The 19,385-nt window shown below is 68.3% G+C and carries 17 protein-coding genes; 6 read left to right on the plus strand and 11 right to left on the minus strand.

The features are described 5' to 3' along the window. Nucleotides 1-88: 88 nt before the first annotated feature. The 5 genes from P6281_RS20505 to P6281_RS20525 are packed head-to-tail and all read left to right on the plus strand — an operon-like array spanning nt 89 to nt 4,218. Entirely contained in the window at nt 89-1,270 is a 1,182-nt protein-coding gene (locus P6281_RS20505) for a thiolase family protein (protein ID WP_009952826.1), read from the plus strand. Nucleotides 1,271-1,281: 11 nt separating this feature from the next. Beyond that, nucleotides 1,282-2,241, plus strand: a complete 960-nt coding sequence (locus tag P6281_RS20510) for a carbon-nitrogen hydrolase family protein (protein WP_008259741.1) — start codon at nt 1,282-1,284, stop codon at nt 2,239-2,241. Beyond that, complete coding sequence (locus P6281_RS20515) at nt 2,228-2,728, plus strand: DUF302 domain-containing protein (RefSeq protein ID WP_324738504.1); 501 nt, start codon at nt 2,228-2,230, stop codon at nt 2,726-2,728. The genes P6281_RS20510 and P6281_RS20515 overlap by 14 nt, the downstream gene beginning before the upstream one ends. A 60-nt stretch (nt 2,729-2,788) precedes the next feature. Further along, nucleotides 2,789-3,397 carry a TetR/AcrR family transcriptional regulator gene (locus tag P6281_RS20520; protein ID WP_036459576.1) on the plus strand — a complete coding sequence of 203 codons (609 nt, stop codon included), beginning with the start codon at nt 2,789-2,791 and terminating at the stop codon, nt 3,395-3,397. Beyond that, a complete protein-coding gene (locus tag P6281_RS20525; protein ID WP_324738505.1) occupies nt 3,394-4,218 on the plus strand; it encodes a hypothetical protein in 825 nt (274 codons plus the stop codon). Before P6281_RS20520 ends, P6281_RS20525 begins: the two co-directional genes overlap by 4 nt. A gap of 94 nt (nt 4,219-4,312) precedes the next feature. Here P6281_RS20525 and P6281_RS20530 read toward each other — a convergent pair whose 3' ends face one another. The 4 genes from P6281_RS20530 to P6281_RS20545 all read right to left on the minus strand — a co-directional run bounded on the left by P6281_RS20530 (nt 4,313) and on the right by P6281_RS20545 (nt 9,002). Further along, complete coding sequence (locus P6281_RS20530) at nt 4,313-5,596, minus strand: fatty acid desaturase family protein (RefSeq protein ID WP_009952833.1); 1,284 nt, start codon at nt 5,594-5,596, stop codon at nt 4,313-4,315. An 86-nt stretch (nt 5,597-5,682) separates the two neighbouring features. Beyond that, the gene (locus P6281_RS20535) at nt 5,683-6,837 is read right to left on the minus strand and encodes a ferredoxin reductase (RefSeq protein ID WP_043955835.1); all 1,155 of its coding nucleotides are present in this window, start codon (nt 6,835-6,837) and stop codon (nt 5,683-5,685) included. A 133-nt stretch (nt 6,838-6,970) separates the two neighbouring features. After that, nucleotides 6,971-7,486, minus strand: coding sequence for a DUF6912 family protein (locus tag P6281_RS20540; RefSeq protein ID WP_009957351.1), 516 nt, complete (start codon nt 7,484-7,486; stop codon nt 6,971-6,973). A 94-nt stretch (nt 7,487-7,580) separates the two neighbouring features. Beyond that, nucleotides 7,581-9,002 carry a WS/DGAT/MGAT family O-acyltransferase gene (locus P6281_RS20545; RefSeq protein ID WP_008259749.1) on the minus strand — a complete coding sequence of 474 codons (1,422 nt, stop codon included), beginning with the start codon at nt 9,000-9,002 and terminating at the stop codon, nt 7,581-7,583. A 229-nt stretch (nt 9,003-9,231) separates the two neighbouring features. On the opposite strand from P6281_RS20545, the gene P6281_RS20550 reads away from it, so the two are divergent. Beyond that, complete coding sequence (locus P6281_RS20550; protein WP_009957352.1) at nt 9,232-9,744, plus strand: Rv3235 family protein; 513 nt, start codon at nt 9,232-9,234, stop codon at nt 9,742-9,744. A gap of 56 nt (nt 9,745-9,800) precedes the next feature. On the opposite strand, the gene mddA is transcribed toward P6281_RS20550, so the two are convergent. The 7 genes from mddA to P6281_RS20585 all read right to left on the minus strand — a co-directional run bounded on the left by mddA (nt 9,801) and on the right by P6281_RS20585 (nt 19,325). After that, nucleotides 9,801-10,565, minus strand: coding sequence for a methanethiol S-methyltransferase (gene mddA / locus P6281_RS20555; RefSeq protein WP_193375516.1), 765 nt, complete (start codon nt 10,563-10,565; stop codon nt 9,801-9,803). A gap of 91 nt (nt 10,566-10,656) precedes the next feature. After that, nucleotides 10,657-12,213: an HD domain-containing phosphohydrolase gene (locus tag P6281_RS20560; protein WP_014942805.1), complete on the minus strand. Its 1,557-nt coding sequence runs from the start codon at nt 12,211-12,213 to the stop codon at nt 10,657-10,659. A gap of 33 nt (nt 12,214-12,246) precedes the next feature. Further along, on the minus strand, nt 12,247-12,993 hold the full coding sequence (locus tag P6281_RS20565) for a hypothetical protein (RefSeq protein WP_014383180.1): 747 nt from the start codon (nt 12,991-12,993) through the stop codon (nt 12,247-12,249). 157 nt (nt 12,994-13,150) lie between these two features. Further along, on the minus strand, nt 13,151-15,979 hold the full coding sequence (gene secA / locus P6281_RS20570; protein WP_014385652.1) for a preprotein translocase subunit SecA: 2,829 nt from the start codon (nt 15,977-15,979) through the stop codon (nt 13,151-13,153). Between the two features lie 194 nt (nt 15,980-16,173). Continuing rightward, nucleotides 16,174-16,854: a ribosome hibernation-promoting factor, HPF/YfiA family gene (hpf, locus tag P6281_RS20575; protein WP_014942806.1), complete on the minus strand. Its 681-nt coding sequence runs from the start codon at nt 16,852-16,854 to the stop codon at nt 16,174-16,176. Between the two features lie 304 nt (nt 16,855-17,158). Then, entirely contained in the window at nt 17,159-17,791 is a 633-nt protein-coding gene (locus P6281_RS20580) for a ComF family protein (protein ID WP_014385653.1), read from the minus strand. Between the two features lie 178 nt (nt 17,792-17,969). Beyond that, nucleotides 17,970-19,325: an IS1380 family transposase gene (locus P6281_RS20585; RefSeq protein WP_155254931.1), complete on the minus strand. Its 1,356-nt coding sequence runs from the start codon at nt 19,323-19,325 to the stop codon at nt 17,970-17,972. Nucleotides 19,326-19,385 lie beyond the last annotated feature (60 nt).

Here is a 19,385-nt window from a genome sequence, read left to right on the forward strand (position 1 = left end):
ATCACCTCCCCAGCTGGGTTGCTTTCAGCATACCGAGGTGTTTATCTGAGTATAGCTTGATATACCCAGATGGACTCGAGGAGGAGCCATGAACCAGGGTCGCGACGCCGTCATCGTCGGAGCAGTGCGCACGCCCATCGGCAAGGGCAAGGCCAGTGGCGCGCTGCACGATGTGCTGCCCGCCGACCTGCTCGCGCACAGCCTGCGCGAGCTGGTGACGCGCACCGGTGTCGATCCGGCACAGGTCGACGATGTCATCGCCGGCGCCGTCACCCAGGTCGGTGACCAGGCCGTCAACATCGCCCGCAATGCCCTGCTGGGCGCGGGATTCCCGGAGACGGTGCCCGGTGTCACCATCGACCGCCAGTGCGGTAGCAGCCAGCAGGCCATCAGCTTCGCGGCACAGGGTGTGATCGCCGGCGCCTACGACCTGGTGATCGCCGCCGGCGTGGAATCGATGGGGCGCGTCCCGATGGGCAGCCAGGTGTCACCGGGCAGCAACCCGTTCGGCGAGGGGATGGACGCGCGCTATCCCGAGGGCCTGGTGCCCCAAGGCATCAGCGCCGAACTGATCGCCGCGAAGTGGGGCTTTTCGCGCACCGAACTCGACGAGTTCTCCGCGGGCAGCCACGAGAAGGCGGCCCGCGCCACCAAGGACGGGCTATTCGACAACGAGCTCATCCCGATTGCCGGGCTCGCCACCGACGAGATCATCCGCCCCGGTACGACGGTGCAGACCCTATCCGGATTGCAGCCGGCGTTCTACAGCGAGGCGGCCAAAGCCCGTTTCCCGCAGATCAATTGGGAGATCACCCCGGGCAACTCGTCGCCGCTGTCCGACGGCAGCGCCGCGGTCATGATCACCAGCAGCGAGGTCGCCCAGAAACTGGGCCTGCGCCCGCTGGCCCGGATCCACACCACCACCGTGGTGGGCTCCGACCCGCTCTACATGCTGACCGGCGTCATTCCCGCCACCGAGAAGGTGTTGTCGAAAGCCGGGCTCACGCTGGCCGACATCGACCTGTTCGAGGTGAACGAGGCGTTCGCGCCCGTGGTGCTGGCCTGGGCGCACGACACCGGAGCCGATCTGGCCAAGACCAACGTCAACGGCGGAGCGATCGCGATTGGTCATCCGTTGGGCGCCAGCGGCGCTCGCATCATGACGACGCTGGTGAACGCTTTGGAGCAGCGCGGTGGCCGGTATGGGCTGCAGACGATGTGCGAGGGCGGCGGCATGGCCAACGCCACCATCATCGAGCGACTGGGCTAGGAGACGGGGCGATGGACGTAATCCGCGCCGCCGCAGTGCAGCTCAGCCCCGTCCTTTACAGTCGCGAGGGCACCGTGGAAAAGGTGGTCGGCAAGATCGCGCAGCTGGCACGCCGCGACGTGCAGTTCGCGACATTCCCGGAAACGGTGATTCCCTACTACCCGTACTTCTCGTTCGTCCAGCGCCCCTTCGAGATGCGACCGGAGCACCTGCGGCTCCTCGACCAGGCCGTGGCGATCCCGTCGCCGGCGGTCGACGCGATCGCCGAGGCCGCCCGTGCGGCAGGCATGGTCGTATCGATCGGTGTCAACGAGCGCGACGGTGCTTCGCTGTACAACACGCAGTTGTTGTTCGACGCCGACGGCACCCTGCTGCAGCGCCGCCGCAAGATCATGCCGACCTACCACGAACGGATGGTCTGGGGCCAGGGCGACGGTAGTGGGCTGCGCGCGGTCGACAGCGCAGTCGGGCGCGTCGGACAGTTGGCGTGCTACGAACACTTCAATGCATTGGCCCGCTACGCCTTGATCGCCGACGACGAGCAGATCCACTCGAGCATGTTCCCCGGATCTTTCGGCGGCGACCTGTTCGCGCGGCAGATGGAGATCAGCGTGCGCAATCACGCGCTCGAGTCGGGCGCCTTCGTCGTCAACGCGACCGCGTGGCTCGAAGCGGATCAGCAGGCGCAGATCATGGCCGACACCGACTGTCCGATCGGACCTATCTCGGGCGGCCACTTCACCGCGATCATCACGCCCCAGGGCGAATACGTGGGTGAGCCGCTGCGCACGGGCGAGGGCGACGTCATCGCTGACCTCGACTTGTCGTTGATCAACACGCGGAAGGCGCTGATGGATGCCGGCGGCCACTACAGCCGGCCCGAAACGCTCAGCCTGCTCATCGATCGCACCCCACGTACCCAGGTACACGAGAGCATCGGACCAGAGGAGGTCGAAAGTGTCTGCGTCTGAAACCAAGTTCGAGGGCATTCGGGTGCGCTACGACAGCGCCAAGAGCTATGACGCGCTGGTCGGCGCGCTGCTCGCCGACATCGGAGAAAGCCCGGTGCCGATCGACGACATTACGACGACGACCGGCGACTGGCAGGAATACGAGGGTCGAATCCAAAACCACGCCGGCCCAAGTGGATTCATGTTATTCGGCACGGTCGACCACGGCGCCTGGATCACCAAGGCCGGCATCGACCGCAAGGCGTTGCGCGTCATCCTCGGCAACCCGCTGATCGCCATCACCATGCTGCGCCACGACGTCAAGGCCGGATTGTTCGCCCCGGTCGAGCTGTTGGTCGCCGACGAGGGCGACGATGGCAGCAGCGTGACCTATGTCAAGCCGTCGTCACTGATAGTCGTCGAGCCCAATCCCGAGTTGCTCAGCGCCGCCGAGCAACTCGACGCCAAGCTGGCGGCACTGGCCGAAAAGGCGACCGGCGGCTCCTGACGACCAAATTCGCTGACGCCCGTCATTGACGGGCGTCAGCGATTGGCGTACCGTGCCTGCATGGCGTCGGCACGCGCAGCATCCCCGGCCAACTCTGCAGCCGCGAGCGTCCGGGAGGCCCGGCGGCTCGAGACGCGGGCGCGCCTGTTCGACGCGGCGTTGTCCGAGATCTCGCAACGCGGGTTCGCCGCCGCCGACGTCAGCGCCATCGCCGCCGCGGCGGGCGTGGTGAGGGGGACGTTCTACTTCCACTTCCCCACCAAGGAGCACGTCCTTATCGAGGTGGAGCGCAACGAGGAGACCCGGATCATCAGCGAACTCGGCGATGCCAAGGGCGATCTGGCCTCCGTGCTGTCACAAGTTGTACAGCACGTTCTGCGTGCCGAACGCCGGCTGGGCGACGCCGTTTTCCGCGACATGCTCGGGTTGCATTTCTCCTCGACCCGTCCGGTCGAAGACGAACTGACGCAGCATCCCCTCGCCCAGTTCCTGGTGGGCGTGATCGGCCGGGCCCAAGACGAGGGACAGGTGCCCGCCGACGCCGACGCGGCGGAACTCGGAACGTTCTTCCTCACCGGGCTTTTCGCGCTGCTGTCCACCGGAGCGCACGACGAAGCGCTGTTGGGCCGTTACGTGGCAACGATTGTCAAGGGAATGGAGAGACGATGAATCGCACGGGCATCGAGGGCTACCGGGACTTCCTGGCCCGCCGCGACGGCGAGGCCGACCTGCTCAACAGGCGGCTGGCGAACCGAGAGCGGTTCTTCGGCGAACTCGAAGCCAACCCCGTCCGGTCGGCCCAACCGGCCGACCGGCAGACGTTCCTGCGCAACCTGCGCCGCCGGCGACCCGAACCCGGCCTGGACCCGAAAATGCTGTTCCTGCTGGCGACCGCCAAGCTGAATCAGGCCGAGCGGTTCGGCGTGGGACTCGGCGAAACCTATGGGCGTAACAGCGACGAGAGCCTGCCGCCCGAGAACGTCTACCTCGAACTCGAGGAGCACTACCACACGCGGCTGCTCGCCTACGCGCTGGACGTCTTCGATCTCACCTTCCAGGTTGTGCCCCCGCCTTTCGTGATGCGCCAGTTCGTCAAGACGAGCGTATTCCTGCCCGAACGGCTCGGCTTCCTGTTCGTCGGGGCCGCAGAGATGGCCGGCTGCATCATGTTTGACGAACTGCGCCGCGTGGGCGGAAGGCTCTTCGCCGACGAACCGGACGTCGCCCAGCGAATCGAATTGCTCTACAGCGAAATCCTCACCGACGAAATCGGCCACGTCGGCTACTGCGCGTCACGCTGCACGTCGGCCGAGCGGGCGATCATGCGCCTCATCTACCCGTACATCGGTCGGCTTTTCGCGCGCCAGACCGCGGAGATCGGCCTGCTCGTCGACAAGGAGGCGTTGGCCGCGCGGCTCGACCGCCCCTTCGACGTCGACGAACTCACCGCCGACCTGGGCAACGAGACCTACCTCGTCGCGCATCCCTGACGACGCCCGCGGCGAGCGTGCACTCAGGGCGAATAGCCAGCGAAATAGTCGCCGCCAGAACACGTTCGGCGAGAACCTCTAGGCAGCAAGCGCCCTAGGCGGCGAGGCCGTCGTCGACACTGCGCGCGACGGCCGCGCGCTTCCCGCGCCGCCAACCGCGCACGGCGGCGATCGCGGACTTCAAACCGCGGCGGCGGCCGGTGGCCGGATCGGTACCCAAGAAACCCGGCTCGAGTTCGTCGAACATCCGCTCGCTGCGGGTCTCCGGGGCGTTGTCGGCGTCGTCGCGCAAGTACTTGTTCGGCAGCGACAGCTTGGCCAGCGTGCGCCACGTCTTCGCGTACTGGAACAGGAAAGACCCTGTGGTGTAAGGCAAGTCGTACTTGTCGCAGACCTGGCGCACCCGCACCGAGATCTCGTGCAGCCGGTTGCTCGGCAGGTCCGGGTACAGGTGGTGCTCGATCTGGTGGCACAGGTTGCCGCTCATGAAGCGCAGGGCGGGGCCCGCCTCGAAGTTGGCGCTGCCCAGCATCTGGCGCAGGTACCACTGCCCCTTGGTCTCGCCGATCATGTCGGTCTTGGTGAATTTCTCTGCGCCGTCGGGGAAATGGCCGCAGAAGATCACCGCGTTGGCCCACACGTTGCGAATCACGTTGGCAAGCGCGTTGGCCTTCAGCGTGGACATGTAGGTGGCTCCGGGTGACAACGAGGTCAGCGCGGGGAACGCCACGTAGTCCTTGAACACCTGCCGCCCGGCCTTGGCCAGGAACTCGTCGACCCGCTCCCGGGCTTCGTCGTTGTCCATGCGTCGCTTGGCGATCTTGCCGAGCTCCACGTGCTGCAGGCCGACGCCCCACTCGAAGAGGAGGGCCAGCAGAGTGTTGTACACCAGGTTGAAGATGTTGAAGCGCTTCCAGCGCTGGTCGCGGGTGACGCGCAGCAGGCCGTAGCCGACGTCGTCGTCCATCCCGAGGATGTTGGTGTACTTGTGGTGCACGAAGTTGTGGGTGTAGCGCCAGTGCTTGGACGACCCGCTCATGTCCCACTCCCACGTCGAGGAGTGAATCTCCGGATCGTTCATCCAGTCCCACTGCCCGTGCATGACGTTGTGGCCGATCTCCATGTTCTCGACGATCTTGGCCACGCCCAGCGTCACCGTCCCCGCCCACCAGGCCGAGCGCCGCGAGCTGGCGGCCAGCAGCAGCCGGCCGGTTACCTCGAGCGCGCGCTGGGCCGCGATGGTGCGGCGGATGTAGCGAGCGTCCCGCTCGCCGCGCGAGTCTTCCACGTCCTGGCGGATGGCATCGAGCTCAACGGCCAGGTTTTCGATATCGGCGTCCGTCAGATGGGCGAATACGTCGACGTCACTGATCGCCATCGTCGTCATCTCCCTGCGGTCGTTTGTTCGGTACTAGACCTACGCTATCGTAACCTACGAATCCGTAGGTTACCTGTGAGTAGCCTTTAAATGTCGAGCACGCAATCGCCGGACGCGGCCGACACGCAGGTCTGCACCCGGGTCCCCGGGTCGTGCTCCTGGCCGGTCCGCAGGTCGCGGACGTGGCCCTCCACCAGGCCGACCACGCAGGACTGGCAAATACCCATGCGGCACCCGAACGGCATCTGCACGCCGACGCTCTCCCCCGCATCCATCAACGACGTCGCGGCGTCGGCGGCGACGGTGCGTCCGCTTTGCGCGAAGGTGACCGTCCCGCCCGCACCGGCGGGCGCGGCCTTGGACACCGCGAAGCGCTCGAGATGCAAACGCTCGGCGATGCCCGCGGCCGACCACACGCGCTCGGCCGCGGTGAGCAGGCCCTCCGGCCCGCAGGCCCAGGTTTGGCGCTCGCGCCAGTCCGGCACGTCGGCGTCCAGCGCGGACAGGTCGAGCCGGCCCTGAGTGCGCGTCTCGCGCAGCTGCAACCGATAGCCCGGGTGGTCGGCCTGCAGCGCGGCCAGCTCGCCGCGAAACATCACGTGCGATTCCGTGGGGGCCGAATGCAGGTGGGCGATGTCACCGATTTGGTTGCGGCGCACCAGGGTTCGCAACATCGACATCACCGGCGTGATCCCGGAGCCGGCGGTGAGGAACAGGATCGAGGCGGGCGCGGGGTCGGGCAGGACGAAGTTGCCCTGCGGCGCGGCCAGCCGGACGACAGTGCCCGGTTCCACGCCGGCCACCAGGTGCGACGAGAGGAAACCCTCCGGCATCGCCTTGACGGTGATGGTCACGGTGCGCGCCGAACCGGAGCGCGCGGGCGTCGCCGCCGGGGTCGAGGTCAGTGAATACGACCGCCAGCGCCAGCGCCCGTCCATCAGCAGTCCGATGCCGATGTACTGGCCCGGCTGGTAGTCGAAGTTGAAGCCCCAACCCGGCTTGATGACCAGGGTGGCGGAGTCCTCCGTCTCGCGACGCACCTGCAGGACGCGTCCTCGCAGTTCGCGCGCCGACCAGAGCGGATTGGCCAGGTGCAGATAGTCGTCGGGCAGTAGCGGCGTCGTGATGCGCGCGGCGAGCTTGCGCAGGGCGTGCCAGCCGGGATGCCGGTCGGCACCGGCGACCACGGGCCGCTTGGTGTCGACGACGTTGCCCGCGATCGATGGGTTCCGTTTGCCCAGAGGAAGCTCCTGCTCACGACGTGGCGCTTTACTTACGCTCACATTGTGATCGATTCTGTGTGCTTCACGAAACCTACGGTACCGTAACCTACGGTGTCGTAGCTAGCGCTCGGGGCGGGAATGCCTCACAGCGTCACATCAGCTCCAGCAAAAACGGCAGCTCCTGGTTGGCGTACCAGGCCAAGTCGTGGTCTTGCGCGTCGCCGACGATCAGCTCGGCGTCCTCGTCGCCCAGGTCCGCGGCGTCGACGGCCTCGATGGCCCTGGCCACCGCCTCCTCGGCACCCGCGTTGTCGACGTACGCGGCGATCACGTCCTCGATCGGGACCGCGCCGGGCAGCCTGACGACGGCGTCGTCGAGGTCGGGACGGTAGGTGACCCCGGATGCGTCGAAGTCGACGTCGGCGGCCAGCACCGCGCGGCGCGGCGGCCGGGAATCCGAGGGCGCTTCGCCCGCCAACAGGCGCAGAGAGGCCAGCGCCGCCTCGCGCAGCGCCACGTCGGCGAGCTCGTCGTCGTCGCCCGCGGCGTAGGCCTCGCGCAACTTTGGCGTCAGCGCGAACGCCGTGCCGCTGACCGGACGCAGCGAGCCGTCGGCGACGAGCTGCTGCAGCATGGCCAGCGTGGCGGGGATGTAGACGACGGTCATGTTGGCTAGATCGGCGTGGAGGCGTCGGAGATCTCGGGCGCGGCTGGCTTCACAGCAACGAAGGATAGCCGCACGCAGGGGTTTTCACCGCCGGCTAGGACCGGGAAGCCTCCAGCAGCTCCTCGAGCGCCTGGCTCAGCAGTCCCGGCAGCAGGTCGACGTCGCTCATGGCCTCGCGGTCGGCGTTGATTCCGTAATAGAGCATGCCGTTGTACGACGTCACCCCGATCGCCAGCGCCTGGTTCTGCAGCAGCGGCGGCACCGTGTAGGTCTCCAGCAACTTGGTGCCGGCGACGTACATCTGCGACTGGGCCCCCGGCGCGTTGGTGATCAGGAGGTTGAACGTGCGCTTGGAGAAGCTCGGGAAACTGGTCGCGACGCGGATTCCCATGGCGTGCAGCGTGGGCGGGGCGAACCCCGACAGCGTGACGATGGTCCTGGCGTCCACCAGCTGGGCGGCCGTCGGGTTGGACTCGGTGGCGTGCGCGATCTGCGAGAGCCGCACCACGGCGTTGGGCTCCCCCACCGGCAGGTCGACGAGGAACGGCATGACCTGGCTGATCGCCTGGCCGGGGCCGCTCGCGTCGAGGTCGCCGTCGTCGTACACCGACAGCGGCGCCATCGCCCGCACCGTCGCCGTCGGCGACACCGCCACCCCACGCGACATCAGCCAGTTGCCCAGCGCGCCGGCGATCACCGCGAGCACCACGTCGTTGACGTCGCAGTCATAGCGGGCGCGCACGGCGCGGTAGTCCTCGAGGCTGCCGGTGGCGACGGTGAACCGGCGATGACGCGAAACGGTGGCGTTGAGCGGGCTGCTGGGCGCGTCGCCCCGGGCCAGGTTGCGCACGAAATCGAACGCCCGGCGCCCGGCGCCGACGAGCTCGCCGTAGTTGGTCACCAGGCCGCCGATCGCGGACCCGACGGCCTGCAGCTGCGCGCTCGGACCGGTCAGCCACTCACCGATCGCACCCAGCACCAGCCGGGTGTTGCCCGGGTCGCGTTCCGGGATCCAGATGTCTTCGGGGGCCGGGGGCGGGCGCCTCGTCCGGTCGCTGATGACGTGGTTGATCTCCAGCGCCGCCATCCCGTTGATCAGGGCTTGATGCGATTTGGTGTAGAGGGCGAGCCGGTTCTTGGACAGGCCCTCGACCAGGTACATCTCCCAGAGCGGCCGCGACTTGTCCAGCGGCCGCGCGGCCAGCCGCGCGATCAGTTCGTGCAGTTGACCGTCGCTGCCCGGCGAGGGCAGCGCCGAGCGCCGCACGTGATAAGTGATGTCGAAGTCGGCGTCGTCGATCCACACCGGCCGGGCCGTGCCGACCGGCACCTCGCGGACCTTCTGCCGGTAGCGCGGGATCTGGGGCAGCCGCTGCTCGACGGTGGCCAGCAGCGTCTCATAACTCAGCCCGGCCCGCGGACGGCGCAGGATGGCCAGCGATCCGACGTACATGGGGGTGGCGGTGTTTTCCAGCCGATAGAACGACGCGTCCGGCGGGGACAACCGGGTCACCATACGGCGCAGTCCTCCTCGTCGATTCATCGCCCTGTCGCCTCAAACGATGTCTGGCCAACGGTAATCGTCCAGCCCGCGGCGCACGTCGGCATGGGGACGCGCGATTGCGACTTATGCCATGATGACGACTGTCTGCCCCTCTCCAGCAGGCTTCCGGTCCGGCCGAGAAGTTGGAGAGTGCGCGTTGAACACTAGCCCCGTTGCGAATCCATCCGGCGCTTTCACCGTCATGCCGGTCGTCGACTACGAACCGGAAACCCAGGATGTGCCGCGCACCGTCCCGTCGTGCCGGCCGTCCTCGCGCACTCCGCTACGCCGCCGCGGCGGCCACGCCACGCCCCGGTCCTACACCGGGCAACTCAGCAGAGCGCCGGCGCCGGTCATGTCCGCGCGGATGCGCCAGGCGGCGACCTTCGCCGACGCGGCGCTGCGGCGCGTGCTGGAGGTCATCGACCGGCGCCGCCCGGCCGCCCAGCTGCATCCGTTGCTGTCGCCCAGCCTGGTGGATTCGGTTGTCGCGGTGGGGCGTTCGGTGGCCGGGCGGGCGCCCGGCCACGCGGGTGCCGCCGTGTTGCGGCGCATGCGACTGCAGCCGGCGGGCCACCGGGACCCGGACGCGGCCGCCGAGGTCTTCGGCTCCTACAGCCGCGGGAACCGAGTCCACGCCATCGCCTGCCGGGTGGAGCAGGTGGGCGCGGCGAGCGGCGCCCGGTGGATGGTCGTGGCCCTACACATCGGGTGACCGCACCGGTCACCTCGCAGCGAGCAGCCGTCCGCGGTGAACCGCTCGCCCGAAAGCTAATGCAGCTCCGCCGGTTGGGCCGGGTCGCGCCGTGGGCGGTGTCCCAGCGGCAGCAACATCGGCACCCGGCGACGGTAGTCGCGATAATGCTCACCCAGCGCCTCCACCAGGTCGTGCTCCTCCAGGTGGGTGGCGACCAGGATGTAGCCCGTCATGGCGACCGAGAACAGCAGGTGTCCGGCCGTCATCGTGGGCACCGCCCAGAAGACGATCACGAAGCCGAGCATGAGCGGGTGGCGCACCAACCGGTACAGCATCCGGGCGTGAAAACCTATGTGCGTGTAGGGTTTTCCGCGCCACGCCAGATACACTTGGCGCAGGCCGAACAGGTCGAAGTGGCTGACCATGAACGTCGCGGCCAGCGCGATGGCCCAGCCGAGCCAGAACAACGTCCACAGCGCCAGGCGCCCGGCCGGTGGCCGCACGTCCCAGACGACGGCCGGCATCGTCCGCCATTGCCAGTAGAGCAGCACCAGCACGGCGCTGGACAGCACCACGTAGGTGCTGCGCTCGATCGGCGATGGCACGATCCGCGTCCACCACGCCTTGAACGACGGCCGCGCCATGACGCTGTGCTGGACGGCGAACACGGCAAGCAGCCCGATGTTGATCAGCACCGCCTCACCGATCGGCGCCGGCAGGCCGTGATCGACGGTTCGCGGCACCCAGAAGTTTCCCAAGAACGCCACGAGGTACAGAAATGCGGCAAGAAAGAGCAGGTAAGCGGCGGCGCCGTAACCGACAATCAAGAATCGCTTCATTCGCTGATTGTGCGCCTCGCCGGCGCGTTTGAACATGGGGCGGATGCCTCATTTTCGGCCGCGCACGGCACGTTTCCAGACGCCCGTCGGGTTAGCTGGGCACCGGGTTCACCAGGCCGTGCCGCAGCGCGTACATGCTGGCGCCGATGCGGTTCGAGACGCCGATCTTGGCGTACGTCCGCTCGACGTGATTGCGGGCCGTTTTCTCGCTGATCACCAGCGACGCCGCGATCTCCTTGTTGGACGCGCCGCGGGCGACCAGGCACAGCACCTCGACCTCCCTGGGGGTCAGCCGGTCCGGCCGCAGGTTCGGTCGTTGCGCGGGTTGTCCGGCCGCGTGCAACACCGCTTCGACCGCCACCGCGTCGAGTTCCCCGGCCTGCGCACGCCCGCGCAGCCGGCGGGCCGCCGCGCCGGCCGACATCGGCTCCCGGTACGGCCTCGGCTCGCGGGCGGACTGGTAACAGACGGCGGCGGCCAGGATGCGATCCGGCATGTGCAGCGCGGGCCCGGCCAGCCCGCGCGGATATCCCGAGCCGTCGAGGCATTCGTGGTGATTGCCGGCGACCTCGGCCAGCCGGCCCAGGCCGGGGACCTGGTTGAGGATGCGCACCGTCAGATACGGGTGCAGCCGTACCCGCTCGAATTCCGATGCGCTCAACGGGCCTTGCCGCGACCAGATGTGATTCGACACCCCGATGCGGCCGAGGTCATGGACGTGGCCCGCGCGCCGGGTCAGCGCCACCGCGTCCGTGTCCATTCCGGCGGCCAGCGCGGCGTCGCCCGCGAGCCGGGCCACCGCGCGCGAATGCCCAAGGGTGAACGGGCATTTCAGGTCGACGAAGTCGCCCAGCGCGACGAGCAACGCGTCCAGCGACGAGTCGTCAAGCCGCTGATGGCGATCGGGCGCCTCACCCAGCGCCGCCGCCCACGCATCGCCTGCGGGCGGTCCGGCCAGGATCGCGTCGGCGTCGCGCAGGAACGCGTCGGCGACCCGGGGATCGAACTGCCCGCCGCGCCGGCCGCTCACCATGGCCACGGCGCCGGCGACGCCGTACGTGCGGTGATGAACCTCGACCATGTCGGCGAGCTGCGCGATGCGCATCTGGATGGGGATGGTCTCCCCCCGCGCTCCCGCGGGCAGCCCGCCGCCGTCGTAGCGCTCGAAGGCGAACGCGAGCGCGGCCTGCACGTCGGGACTCAACCCGATCCGGTCGGCCAGCAGCGCCGCCGACGCGCAGTGCGAGTGGATCAGCCGGGAGATGTGACCGCGCGCGTTGGCGAAAAGCGTTGCCAGCACGGCCATTCGATGCGCGAGGGGCTGGCCGCGGCCGACGTTGCTCGCCAGGAAGCGCAGGTACGGGATCCCGGACCAGTCGACCAGATAAGAATCGTGGCGGACGGCGATGTCGTCGCCGAACCAGCGCGCGTATTCGTGGGAGTCCGCGTGGCAGCCGACCCACATGATCAGCGTGGTGTAGTAGGCACAGTCGCGCTCGTCGGCACACAGCCCGAGCCGGTCGGCGAGCCGGGTCGCGATGAGCGCCGCGCGCAGCATGTGCTCGGCGGGTTGGCCGAGGCCGAGATCGATCGCCACCGACAACGCCGCGAGCAGCTCCGCCCGCGTCGGTAGTTCGGACTCTGGCATGAGCCTCATTGTGCCCAGCCGGCGGCCGCGGGGTCACCCGATTGCGGCGGTGCGCCGCACGGCCTCGTGCCGGGCGGCGTCGAAGCTGTCGAAATGCCCGGAGCCCACCGCGAACACGCCGCGTTGCGGCGGGCGGAAACCGGCCAGCCGCGCCTGCGGGCGCAGCGGCCCCACCGGCCCGAGGTCCACCTCGCGCAAGACCGCGCGCGAGTGTCCCACCGCCCACACCTGCGCGGGCGCGATCATGAATCGCTGGCCGTTGGGCGCGGTTCCGGCGAGCCGGATCCGCCCGGCCCGCAGCGTCGGCCCGGCGACGCGGCCGAGGACGGCCAGGGCCGCCCGGTTGGTCCACGCCCAGGCGGGCAGTCGCGCGCCCACCGCGCTCATCAGCCGCGTCGACCACGTGGCGTGCAGGTCGATCTGCCAGGCCAGCAGCCCCGGGATGGCGACGAACAACGACCACGGGGTGACCCACGCGACGTCGATGTCGCACTGGACCGCGTCGCGGCTGGTCGCCGCGCTGAAGAAGCGGGCGCAGCTCTGCGGGCCCGGCGTGGTCGCGTAGAAGGTCCAGGCGCCGTGGGGGTCGCGGTGCCACACCGAGCGATAGCCGGGCGAGAACGACGTCGCCGGGAACTGCCGCAGCGCCAGGTAGTGCCCGCTGGCGAAGGGGAGCCCCAGCACGCCGAATCCGACGAATCGTTCGTCATCTCCGGCGGGCAGGACGGGGTGGTGCAGGACGGCGGTGGCGGCGTCGAGGGGGGTGCGTGCTGTGGTCATCCCTGGATGGTCCGCGCGGCCACCGCCCCGGCGCATGGGGCGGATGCCTCAAATTCGGCGCGCCCGGTTCGCGAGCGCCCGGCCAGTCGGGCGTTGGGCCGCGAGCGCCCGGACAGTCGGGCGGCGGGCGGAAAGCCGGAAAGGCGAATGCGCCCCGCTAGCGCCGCTTCACCGATTTGGGTGGCTTGGCGCCGCGGCCCTGTTGGCGCGCCGCCGCTCGCCGCTCGCGGCGGCTGGCCCCGGCGGGAACCCCCGCCGGTGTCTTGGCGTCACCGCCGTTGCGCTGCACCTGCGCCGAGCCGTCCTCCGAGGGGCCGGAATAGGTGAGCGCCGGCGCCTGGTTGTCAATCCCCTTGGCGCGCAGCGTACTTGGGGCCTCTTCGCGCACGGCGGTCGTGGTACCGCCCTGCTGGGCGGCTGCGGCGGTGGCGAATTCCTCGAGCCCTTCGGGCGCCTGGACCGGGGCGACCTGCGGGGTGGGCACCGCCTCGACGGTCACGTTGAACAGGAAGCCGACCGACTCCTCTTTCATGCCCTCGAGCATGGCCATGAACATGTCGTAGCCCTCGCGCTGGTATTCGACCAGCGGGTCGCGCTGGGCCATCGCGCGCAGCCCGATGCCCTCCTTGAGGTAGTCCATCTCGTAGAGGTGCTCGCGCCACTTGCGGTCGATGACGTTGAGCAGCACGTTGCGCTCCAGCTGACGCATCGCGCCCTCGCCCGCGATCTCCTCGAGCTCGGCTTCCCTTGCGGCATAGGCGTTTTCGGCGTCTTTCAGCAACGCCTCAAGCAGCTCCTCGCGGGTGAGGTCGTCGCGCTCGGAGTCGGCGTCGTGGTGGGTCAGCGGCGCATGGTCGATGCCCACGGGATACAGCGTCTTCAGGGCCGTCCACAGGGATTCCAGGTCCCAGTCCTCCGCGTAGCCGTCGGCCGTCGCGCCGTTGACGTAGGCGGTGACCACGTCGCGGACCATGTCCAGCGCCTGCTCCTTGAGGTTCTCGCCCTCCAGGATGCGGCGGCGCTCGGCGTAGATCACCTTGCGCTGCTGGTTCATCACCTCGTCGTACTTGAGGACGTTTTTGCGGACCTCGAAGTTCTGCTGCTCCACCTGGGTCTGGGCGCTTTTGATCGCGCGGGTGACCATCTTCGCCTCGATGGGCACGTCGTCGGGCAGGTTCAGGCGGTTGAGCATCGCCTCGAGCGCGGCGCCGTTGAAGCGGCGCATGAGCTCGTCGCCCAGGGACAGGTAGAAGCGCGACTCGCCCGGGTCACCCTGCCGGCCGGAGCGGCCGCGCAGCTGGTTGTCGATGCGCCGCGACTCGTGCCGTTCGGTGCCCAGCACGTACAGGCCGCCGGCCTCGATCACCTCTTCGGCCTCCTTGGAGGCCTCCTCCTTGACCTTCGGCAATTCCTCGTGCCACGCCGCTTCGTACTCGTCCGGCGTCTCCACCGGGTCGAGGCCGCGCTCACGCAGCCGCTGGTCGGTGAGGAAGTCGACGTTGCCGCCCAGCACGATGTCGGTGCCTCGACCGGCCATGTTGGTGGCCACGGTGACGCCGCCGCGGCGGCCGGCGACCGCGATGATGGTCGCCTCCTGCTCGTGGAACTTCGCGTTGAGCACGTTGTGCGGGACGCGGCGCTTCTGGAACTGCCGCGACAGGTACTCGGAACGCTCGACGCTGGTGGTACCGATCAGCACCGGCTGGCCCTTTTCGAAGCGCTCGACGACGTCGTCGACGACCGCGATGTACTTGGCCTCCTCGGTCTTGTAGATCAGGTCGGACTGGTCGGCGCGGATCATCGGCTTGTTGGTGGGGATGGGCACCACGCCGAGCTTGTAGATCTCGTGCAGCTCGGCCGCCTCGGTCTGGGCGGTACCGGTCATGCCGGCGAGCTTGTCGTAGAGCCGGAAGTAGTTCTGCAGGGTGATGGTGGCCAGCGTCTGGTTCTCGGCCTTGATCTCGACGTGCTCCTTGGCCTCGATGGCCTGGTGCATGCCCTCGTTGTAGCGGCGGCCGTAGAGCACGCGGCCGGTGAACTCGTCGACGATGAGCACCTCGCCGTCGCGCACGATGTAGTCCTTGTCGCGGTTGAACAGCTCCTTGGCCTTCAACGCGTTGTTGAGGTAGCTGACCAGCGGCGAGTTCGCGGCCTCGTAGAGGTTGTCGATGCCGAGCTGGTCCTCGACGAACTCCACGCCGAGCTCGTGCACGCCGACGGTGCGCTTGCGCAGGTCCACCTCGTAGTGGGTGTCCTTTTGCATCAGCGGAGCGAGCCGGGCGAACTCGAGGTACCAGTTGGAGGCGCCGTCGGCGGGGCCGGAGATGATCAGCGGGGTGCGGGCCTCGTCGATCAGGATGGAGTCGACCTCGTCGACGATGGCGAAGTTGTGTCCGCGCTGGACCAGGTCGTCGAGCGAATGCGCCATATTGTCGCGCAGGTAGTCGAACCCGAATTCATTGTTGGTGCCGTAGGTGATGTCGGCGTTGTAGGCCACCCGCCGCTCGTCGGGCGTCATCTGGGCGAGGATCACGCCGACATCCAGCCCGAGGAAGCGGTGCACGCGACCCATCCACTCGCTGTCACGTTTGGCCAGGTAGTCGTTGACGGTGACGACGTGCACGCCCTTGCCGCCGATGCCGTTGAGGTACGCCGGCAGCACGGAGGTCAGGGTCTTGCCCTCACCGGTCTTCATCTCGGCGACGTTGCCGAAGTGCAGCGCCGCCGCGCCCATCACCTGCACGTCGAAGGGGCGCTGGTCGAGCACCCGCCAGGCCGCCTCGCGGGCGACGGCGAAGGCCTCGGGCAGCAGGTCGTCGAGGCTCTCGCCGTCGGCGTGCCGCTTCTTGAACTCGTCGGTCTTGGCCCGCAACTCGGCGTCGGTGAGCTTCTCGATCTCGTCGGACAAGGTGTTGACGTAGTCAGCCACCCGCCTGAGACGCTTGAGCATGCGACCTTCGCCAAGGCGCAGCAACTTCGACAGCACAGCTATGTCCTCTACGGTTTGATCGCCCGGCTCCTCCTCATCGCGCTACGCGCTCTGCATCGTCACCGGGCCGGATCGGAGTCTTTGGCGACACCCATCCTAGGTGACGTCGCTCTTTGGGCGCCGAACGTCGACTTCTTGCGCCAATTTGCTTGAAATCTCGCAATAAGTCGACGTTCGGCAGGGTGACGGGATCAGCCCAGTCGGATCAGGCCGTAGTCGTAGGCGTGCCGCCGGTAGACCACGCACGGCCGCTCGGTGTGCTTGTCGTGGAACAAGAAGAAGTCGTGCCCGACGAGCTCCATCTCGTAGAGCGCGTCGTCGACCGTCATCGGCGTGGCCGGGTGCTCCTTGGTCCGCACGATCCGTCCGGGTTCGTGGTCCTGGTCCACGCCGTCATTCGATGCGCCGTGGTCGACGGGCGCCTCGGGCGCGCCGCGCGCCGGTTCGGGGGGCGGCACCGCGGTGGCGGCGGCCAGCGAGACCGGCGTCTTGTCGCCGTAGTGGACCTTGCGGCGGTCCTTGACGCGGCGCAGCCGGCTCTCCAGCTTGTCCACCGCGGACTCGAACGCGGCGTAGAAGCTGTTGGCGCAGGCCTCCGCCCGGCTCACCGGGCCCCGGCCACGGGCGGTGATCTCCACGCGTTGACAGGATTTGCGCTGCCGCCGGTTGGGAGCGTGTTTGAGCTCGACATCGAAGAGGTAGATGGAGCGATCGAACCGCTCGAGGCGGGCGAGTTTTTGGGAGACGTACAGGCGGTAATGATCGGGGATTTCTACGTTGCGGCCTTTGAACACAACGTCGGCGGTGGTTGTCGGTTGGGCTTGCCCATCGGGGGCGGAGGGAGGTTGGTCCAGAATCTGACCGGAATCCACGGATAGCCTTGACATACGTGACAACTCATTTCTCTTTACACGTCGCACGCGCGTTGCGTGCCCGGCTGGCTTGATGCGCCGACGAGGTGAGAGCGGTTCGAGACTGGCTACCGCCGCAGGCTGCCCGCCGGTGCAAGGTGTCGATTACTCACCCCTTCCCGCAAGTGGGGCTCAACCTGGGAATATCCCGACCAAGTGAGTCAATGAATGTTGATTCCGACGTTAGCTCGTGTTCGCCTACCCATGCCACTAATTTCGCAGAGCTGTTGCGAGTTCTTCACAACCTCTTGGCCGGTTCACCGCCTCACGCGGCGGCGATCGTCAGCACCGCGACGACCCGGACCCCCGCGGCCTGAAGGACGCGCACCGACTCGCGCGCCGTCGCCCCGGTGGTGACGATGTCGTCGACGACCATGACGTCGGCGGCAGGCGGCCGGCCGCACAGCACGACCCGGCCGGTGATGTTGCGTTCCCGCGCGGCGGTGCCCAGCCCCACCGAGTCGCGGGTCAAGGCCTTGATCCGCAGTGCCTGGGCCACGGCGATCTCCGGGTGCTGCGCCACCGCGGCGCGGGCCAACCGGAGAACGGGGTCACCGCCGCGCCGGCGCGCGGCCGAACGCCGGGTCGGTGCCGGCACGATCGTGAGCGGGGTGTCGAGGATCCCCCACGACAGCAGCCGGTGCACCCCGAGCGCCAGTGCGCGCGCCAGCGGCGCGACGAGATCGGCGCGGCCGTGTTCCTTGAGCGCCAGGATCGCCTGCCGGCGGGCGTTGGCGTAGCGGCCGAGCGCGAACACCGGGACGCCCGCGTCGATGCGCGGGTTCACCACGTGCGGCTCGTCCGGCCTGACGGCCAGCTCCGTGGCGCAGGCTTCGCACCACCGGGACGACGGCGCGCCGCAGCCGCCGCATTCGGCCGGCAGGATGAGATCGAGCACGCCGCCAGTGTGGCGGGCGGGGGTGACACGGCGAGGCTTAGCCTCGATCTTTCTTGAGGTGGGTTGGTTGTTGTCGATTGGTCGGTTGTTGCCGGTGCGGTGGGTTGGGCGTGGAGCGTCCCCGGCGCTGGGTCGCCGGTTCTCCTGGGTCCTGGGCCGTAGGGATGTTGTGGTGAATTCAATTGAGTGCGGCGAGGTTTCGTTGACCCCTGGTCAGTAGTTCTGACCAGGGCCATCGTCTGCTCAGGCGCAGGATGCGACGGCGTCCGGTGGTGATGACCCGGCCGGCCACCGAAAGCAGGCGCAGGCGCAGTCGTTTGGGTTCCCAGCTGCGGGCGGGGTGATCGGGCCAGGCCAGTAGTTGGGTCCAGGTCAGCAGCTCGTAGGCCAGAGCGGCCAGCTCGAGCCAGATCTCGTTCTTGCCGAAGGCCTGCAGCGGCAGGTTGGCCAGGCCGGTGTCTTTGAGGGTGCGGATGCGGTCCTCGGCGCGGGCCCGCAGTCGGTGGCGTACTTCGAGGTCGGCGAGTCGCCCGCCGGTGGTGTTGGTGGCGAACATCGTGATGCGCCAGCCGTGGGCATCGGTGATGCGCAGTTGGGCACCGGGATGTGGGCGTTCCCGGCGGGCGATCACCCGCATCCCTGGCGGCCAGCCAACGAACGTCGCCGGCAGCCAGCGGGTCAGTTCGGCAACCTGAGCGCCCTCGCGCAGACACCCATCGGCGTCCTTAGCGCGCCGCCAGGCCTGGCGTGGCAGGGCGGCCAGGGCATCCAGCACGGGTTGGCGACCGTAGACACCGACCGAGTAGGACAGACCCAGGTGGTGGATGTGCCAGAGGAATTCCTTGACTCCCGAACCGGTGTCGCCTCGCACCAGCACCCGATCGCGCACCCCCTGGGGCAGTTGGGCCAACGCGGCATCAAGGACCGCGATCTGATCGGCGGCGTCGCTGGCGTTGGCCCGCCCGGGACGCAACATCGCCGCCAACGGCTCCCCGGTACCGCCGGCACCGTGATCAACGAACGCCATCATCGGATGAAACCCGTATCCCCGCTTGAAGTTCGGGGTCGCGCCTTCTTTATCCGAATGCGCCCCGATCAAGGTGGCGTCCAGATCGACGACGACCTCCCCAGCTACAGGAACCGGGCAGCACAGCTGCCACACCGTCGCCCGCGCGCTCGCCCGCGCATGACGGATCGCGGCGATCGCCGCGGCGGGATCCCCGCCGAGAGTCTCCAGCAGCCGGCTGATCGTGGGATCAGAGGCCACCGCACCGAACAACTCCGGCTGAGCACGCAGCAGCGCCGCATCGGCCAAGCAGTCACCGCCGAGCGCGATCGCCACCGCCAGATCCAGCACCATTTTGCCCGGATCGTGGACCGAGCGCGGCGCCCGCCACGACCGCAGCTGATCCGAGAGAACCGACGTCAAGCCGCTGACCTGCGCAGTCTGCACGAGCAGCGCCGCACCAGTCGAGGAAATCAACGACTCGCGACCAGCCTCGACCCTAAACCCACCACAACGGCTACGCTTCACCTACGGAGTGCCTTCCCGCTTGCAGAACATGGACCCTAGACAAGTCACATTTTCTCAAGC

This window comes from Mycobacterium sp. 5-140-3-2 (genome assembly GCF_035666375.1).
In the GTDB taxonomy this organism is placed as follows: Bacteria; Actinomycetota; Actinomycetes; order Mycobacteriales; family Mycobacteriaceae; genus Mycobacterium; species Mycobacterium intracellulare.

What these genes read in the sequence shown, in the direction of transcription:
- P6281_RS20540 (WP_009957351.1), bottom strand. Translation starts at nt 7,486, where the DNA reads ATGACCGTCGTCTACATCCCCGCCACGCTGGCCATGCTGCAGCAGCTC.
- P6281_RS20530 (WP_009952833.1), bottom strand. Translation starts at nt 5,596, where the DNA reads ATGGCGATCAGTGACGTCGACGTATTCGCCCATCTGACGGACGCCGAT.
- P6281_RS20525 (WP_324738505.1), top strand. Translation starts at nt 3,394, where the DNA reads ATGAATCGCACGGGCATCGAGGGCTACCGGGACTTCCTGGCCCGCCGC.
- P6281_RS20550 (WP_009957352.1), top strand. Translation starts at nt 9,232, where the DNA reads ATGCCGGTCGTCGACTACGAACCGGAAACCCAGGATGTGCCGCGCACC.
- P6281_RS20520 (WP_036459576.1), top strand. Translation starts at nt 2,789, where the DNA reads ATGGCGTCGGCACGCGCAGCATCCCCGGCCAACTCTGCAGCCGCGAGC.
- P6281_RS20560 (WP_014942805.1), bottom strand. Translation starts at nt 12,213, where the DNA reads ATGCCAGAGTCCGAACTACCGACGCGGGCGGAGCTGCTCGCGGCGTTG.
- P6281_RS20510 (WP_008259741.1), top strand. Translation starts at nt 1,282, where the DNA reads ATGGACGTAATCCGCGCCGCCGCAGTGCAGCTCAGCCCCGTCCTTTAC.
- P6281_RS20505 (WP_009952826.1), top strand. Translation starts at nt 89, where the DNA reads ATGAACCAGGGTCGCGACGCCGTCATCGTCGGAGCAGTGCGCACGCCC.
- mddA (WP_193375516.1), bottom strand. Translation starts at nt 10,565, where the DNA reads ATGAAGCGATTCTTGATTGTCGGTTACGGCGCCGCCGCTTACCTGCTC.
- P6281_RS20565 (WP_014383180.1), bottom strand. Translation starts at nt 12,993, where the DNA reads ATGACCACAGCACGCACCCCCCTCGACGCCGCCACCGCCGTCCTGCAC.
- P6281_RS20545 (WP_008259749.1), bottom strand. Translation starts at nt 9,002, where the DNA reads ATGGTGACCCGGTTGTCCCCGCCGGACGCGTCGTTCTATCGGCTGGAA.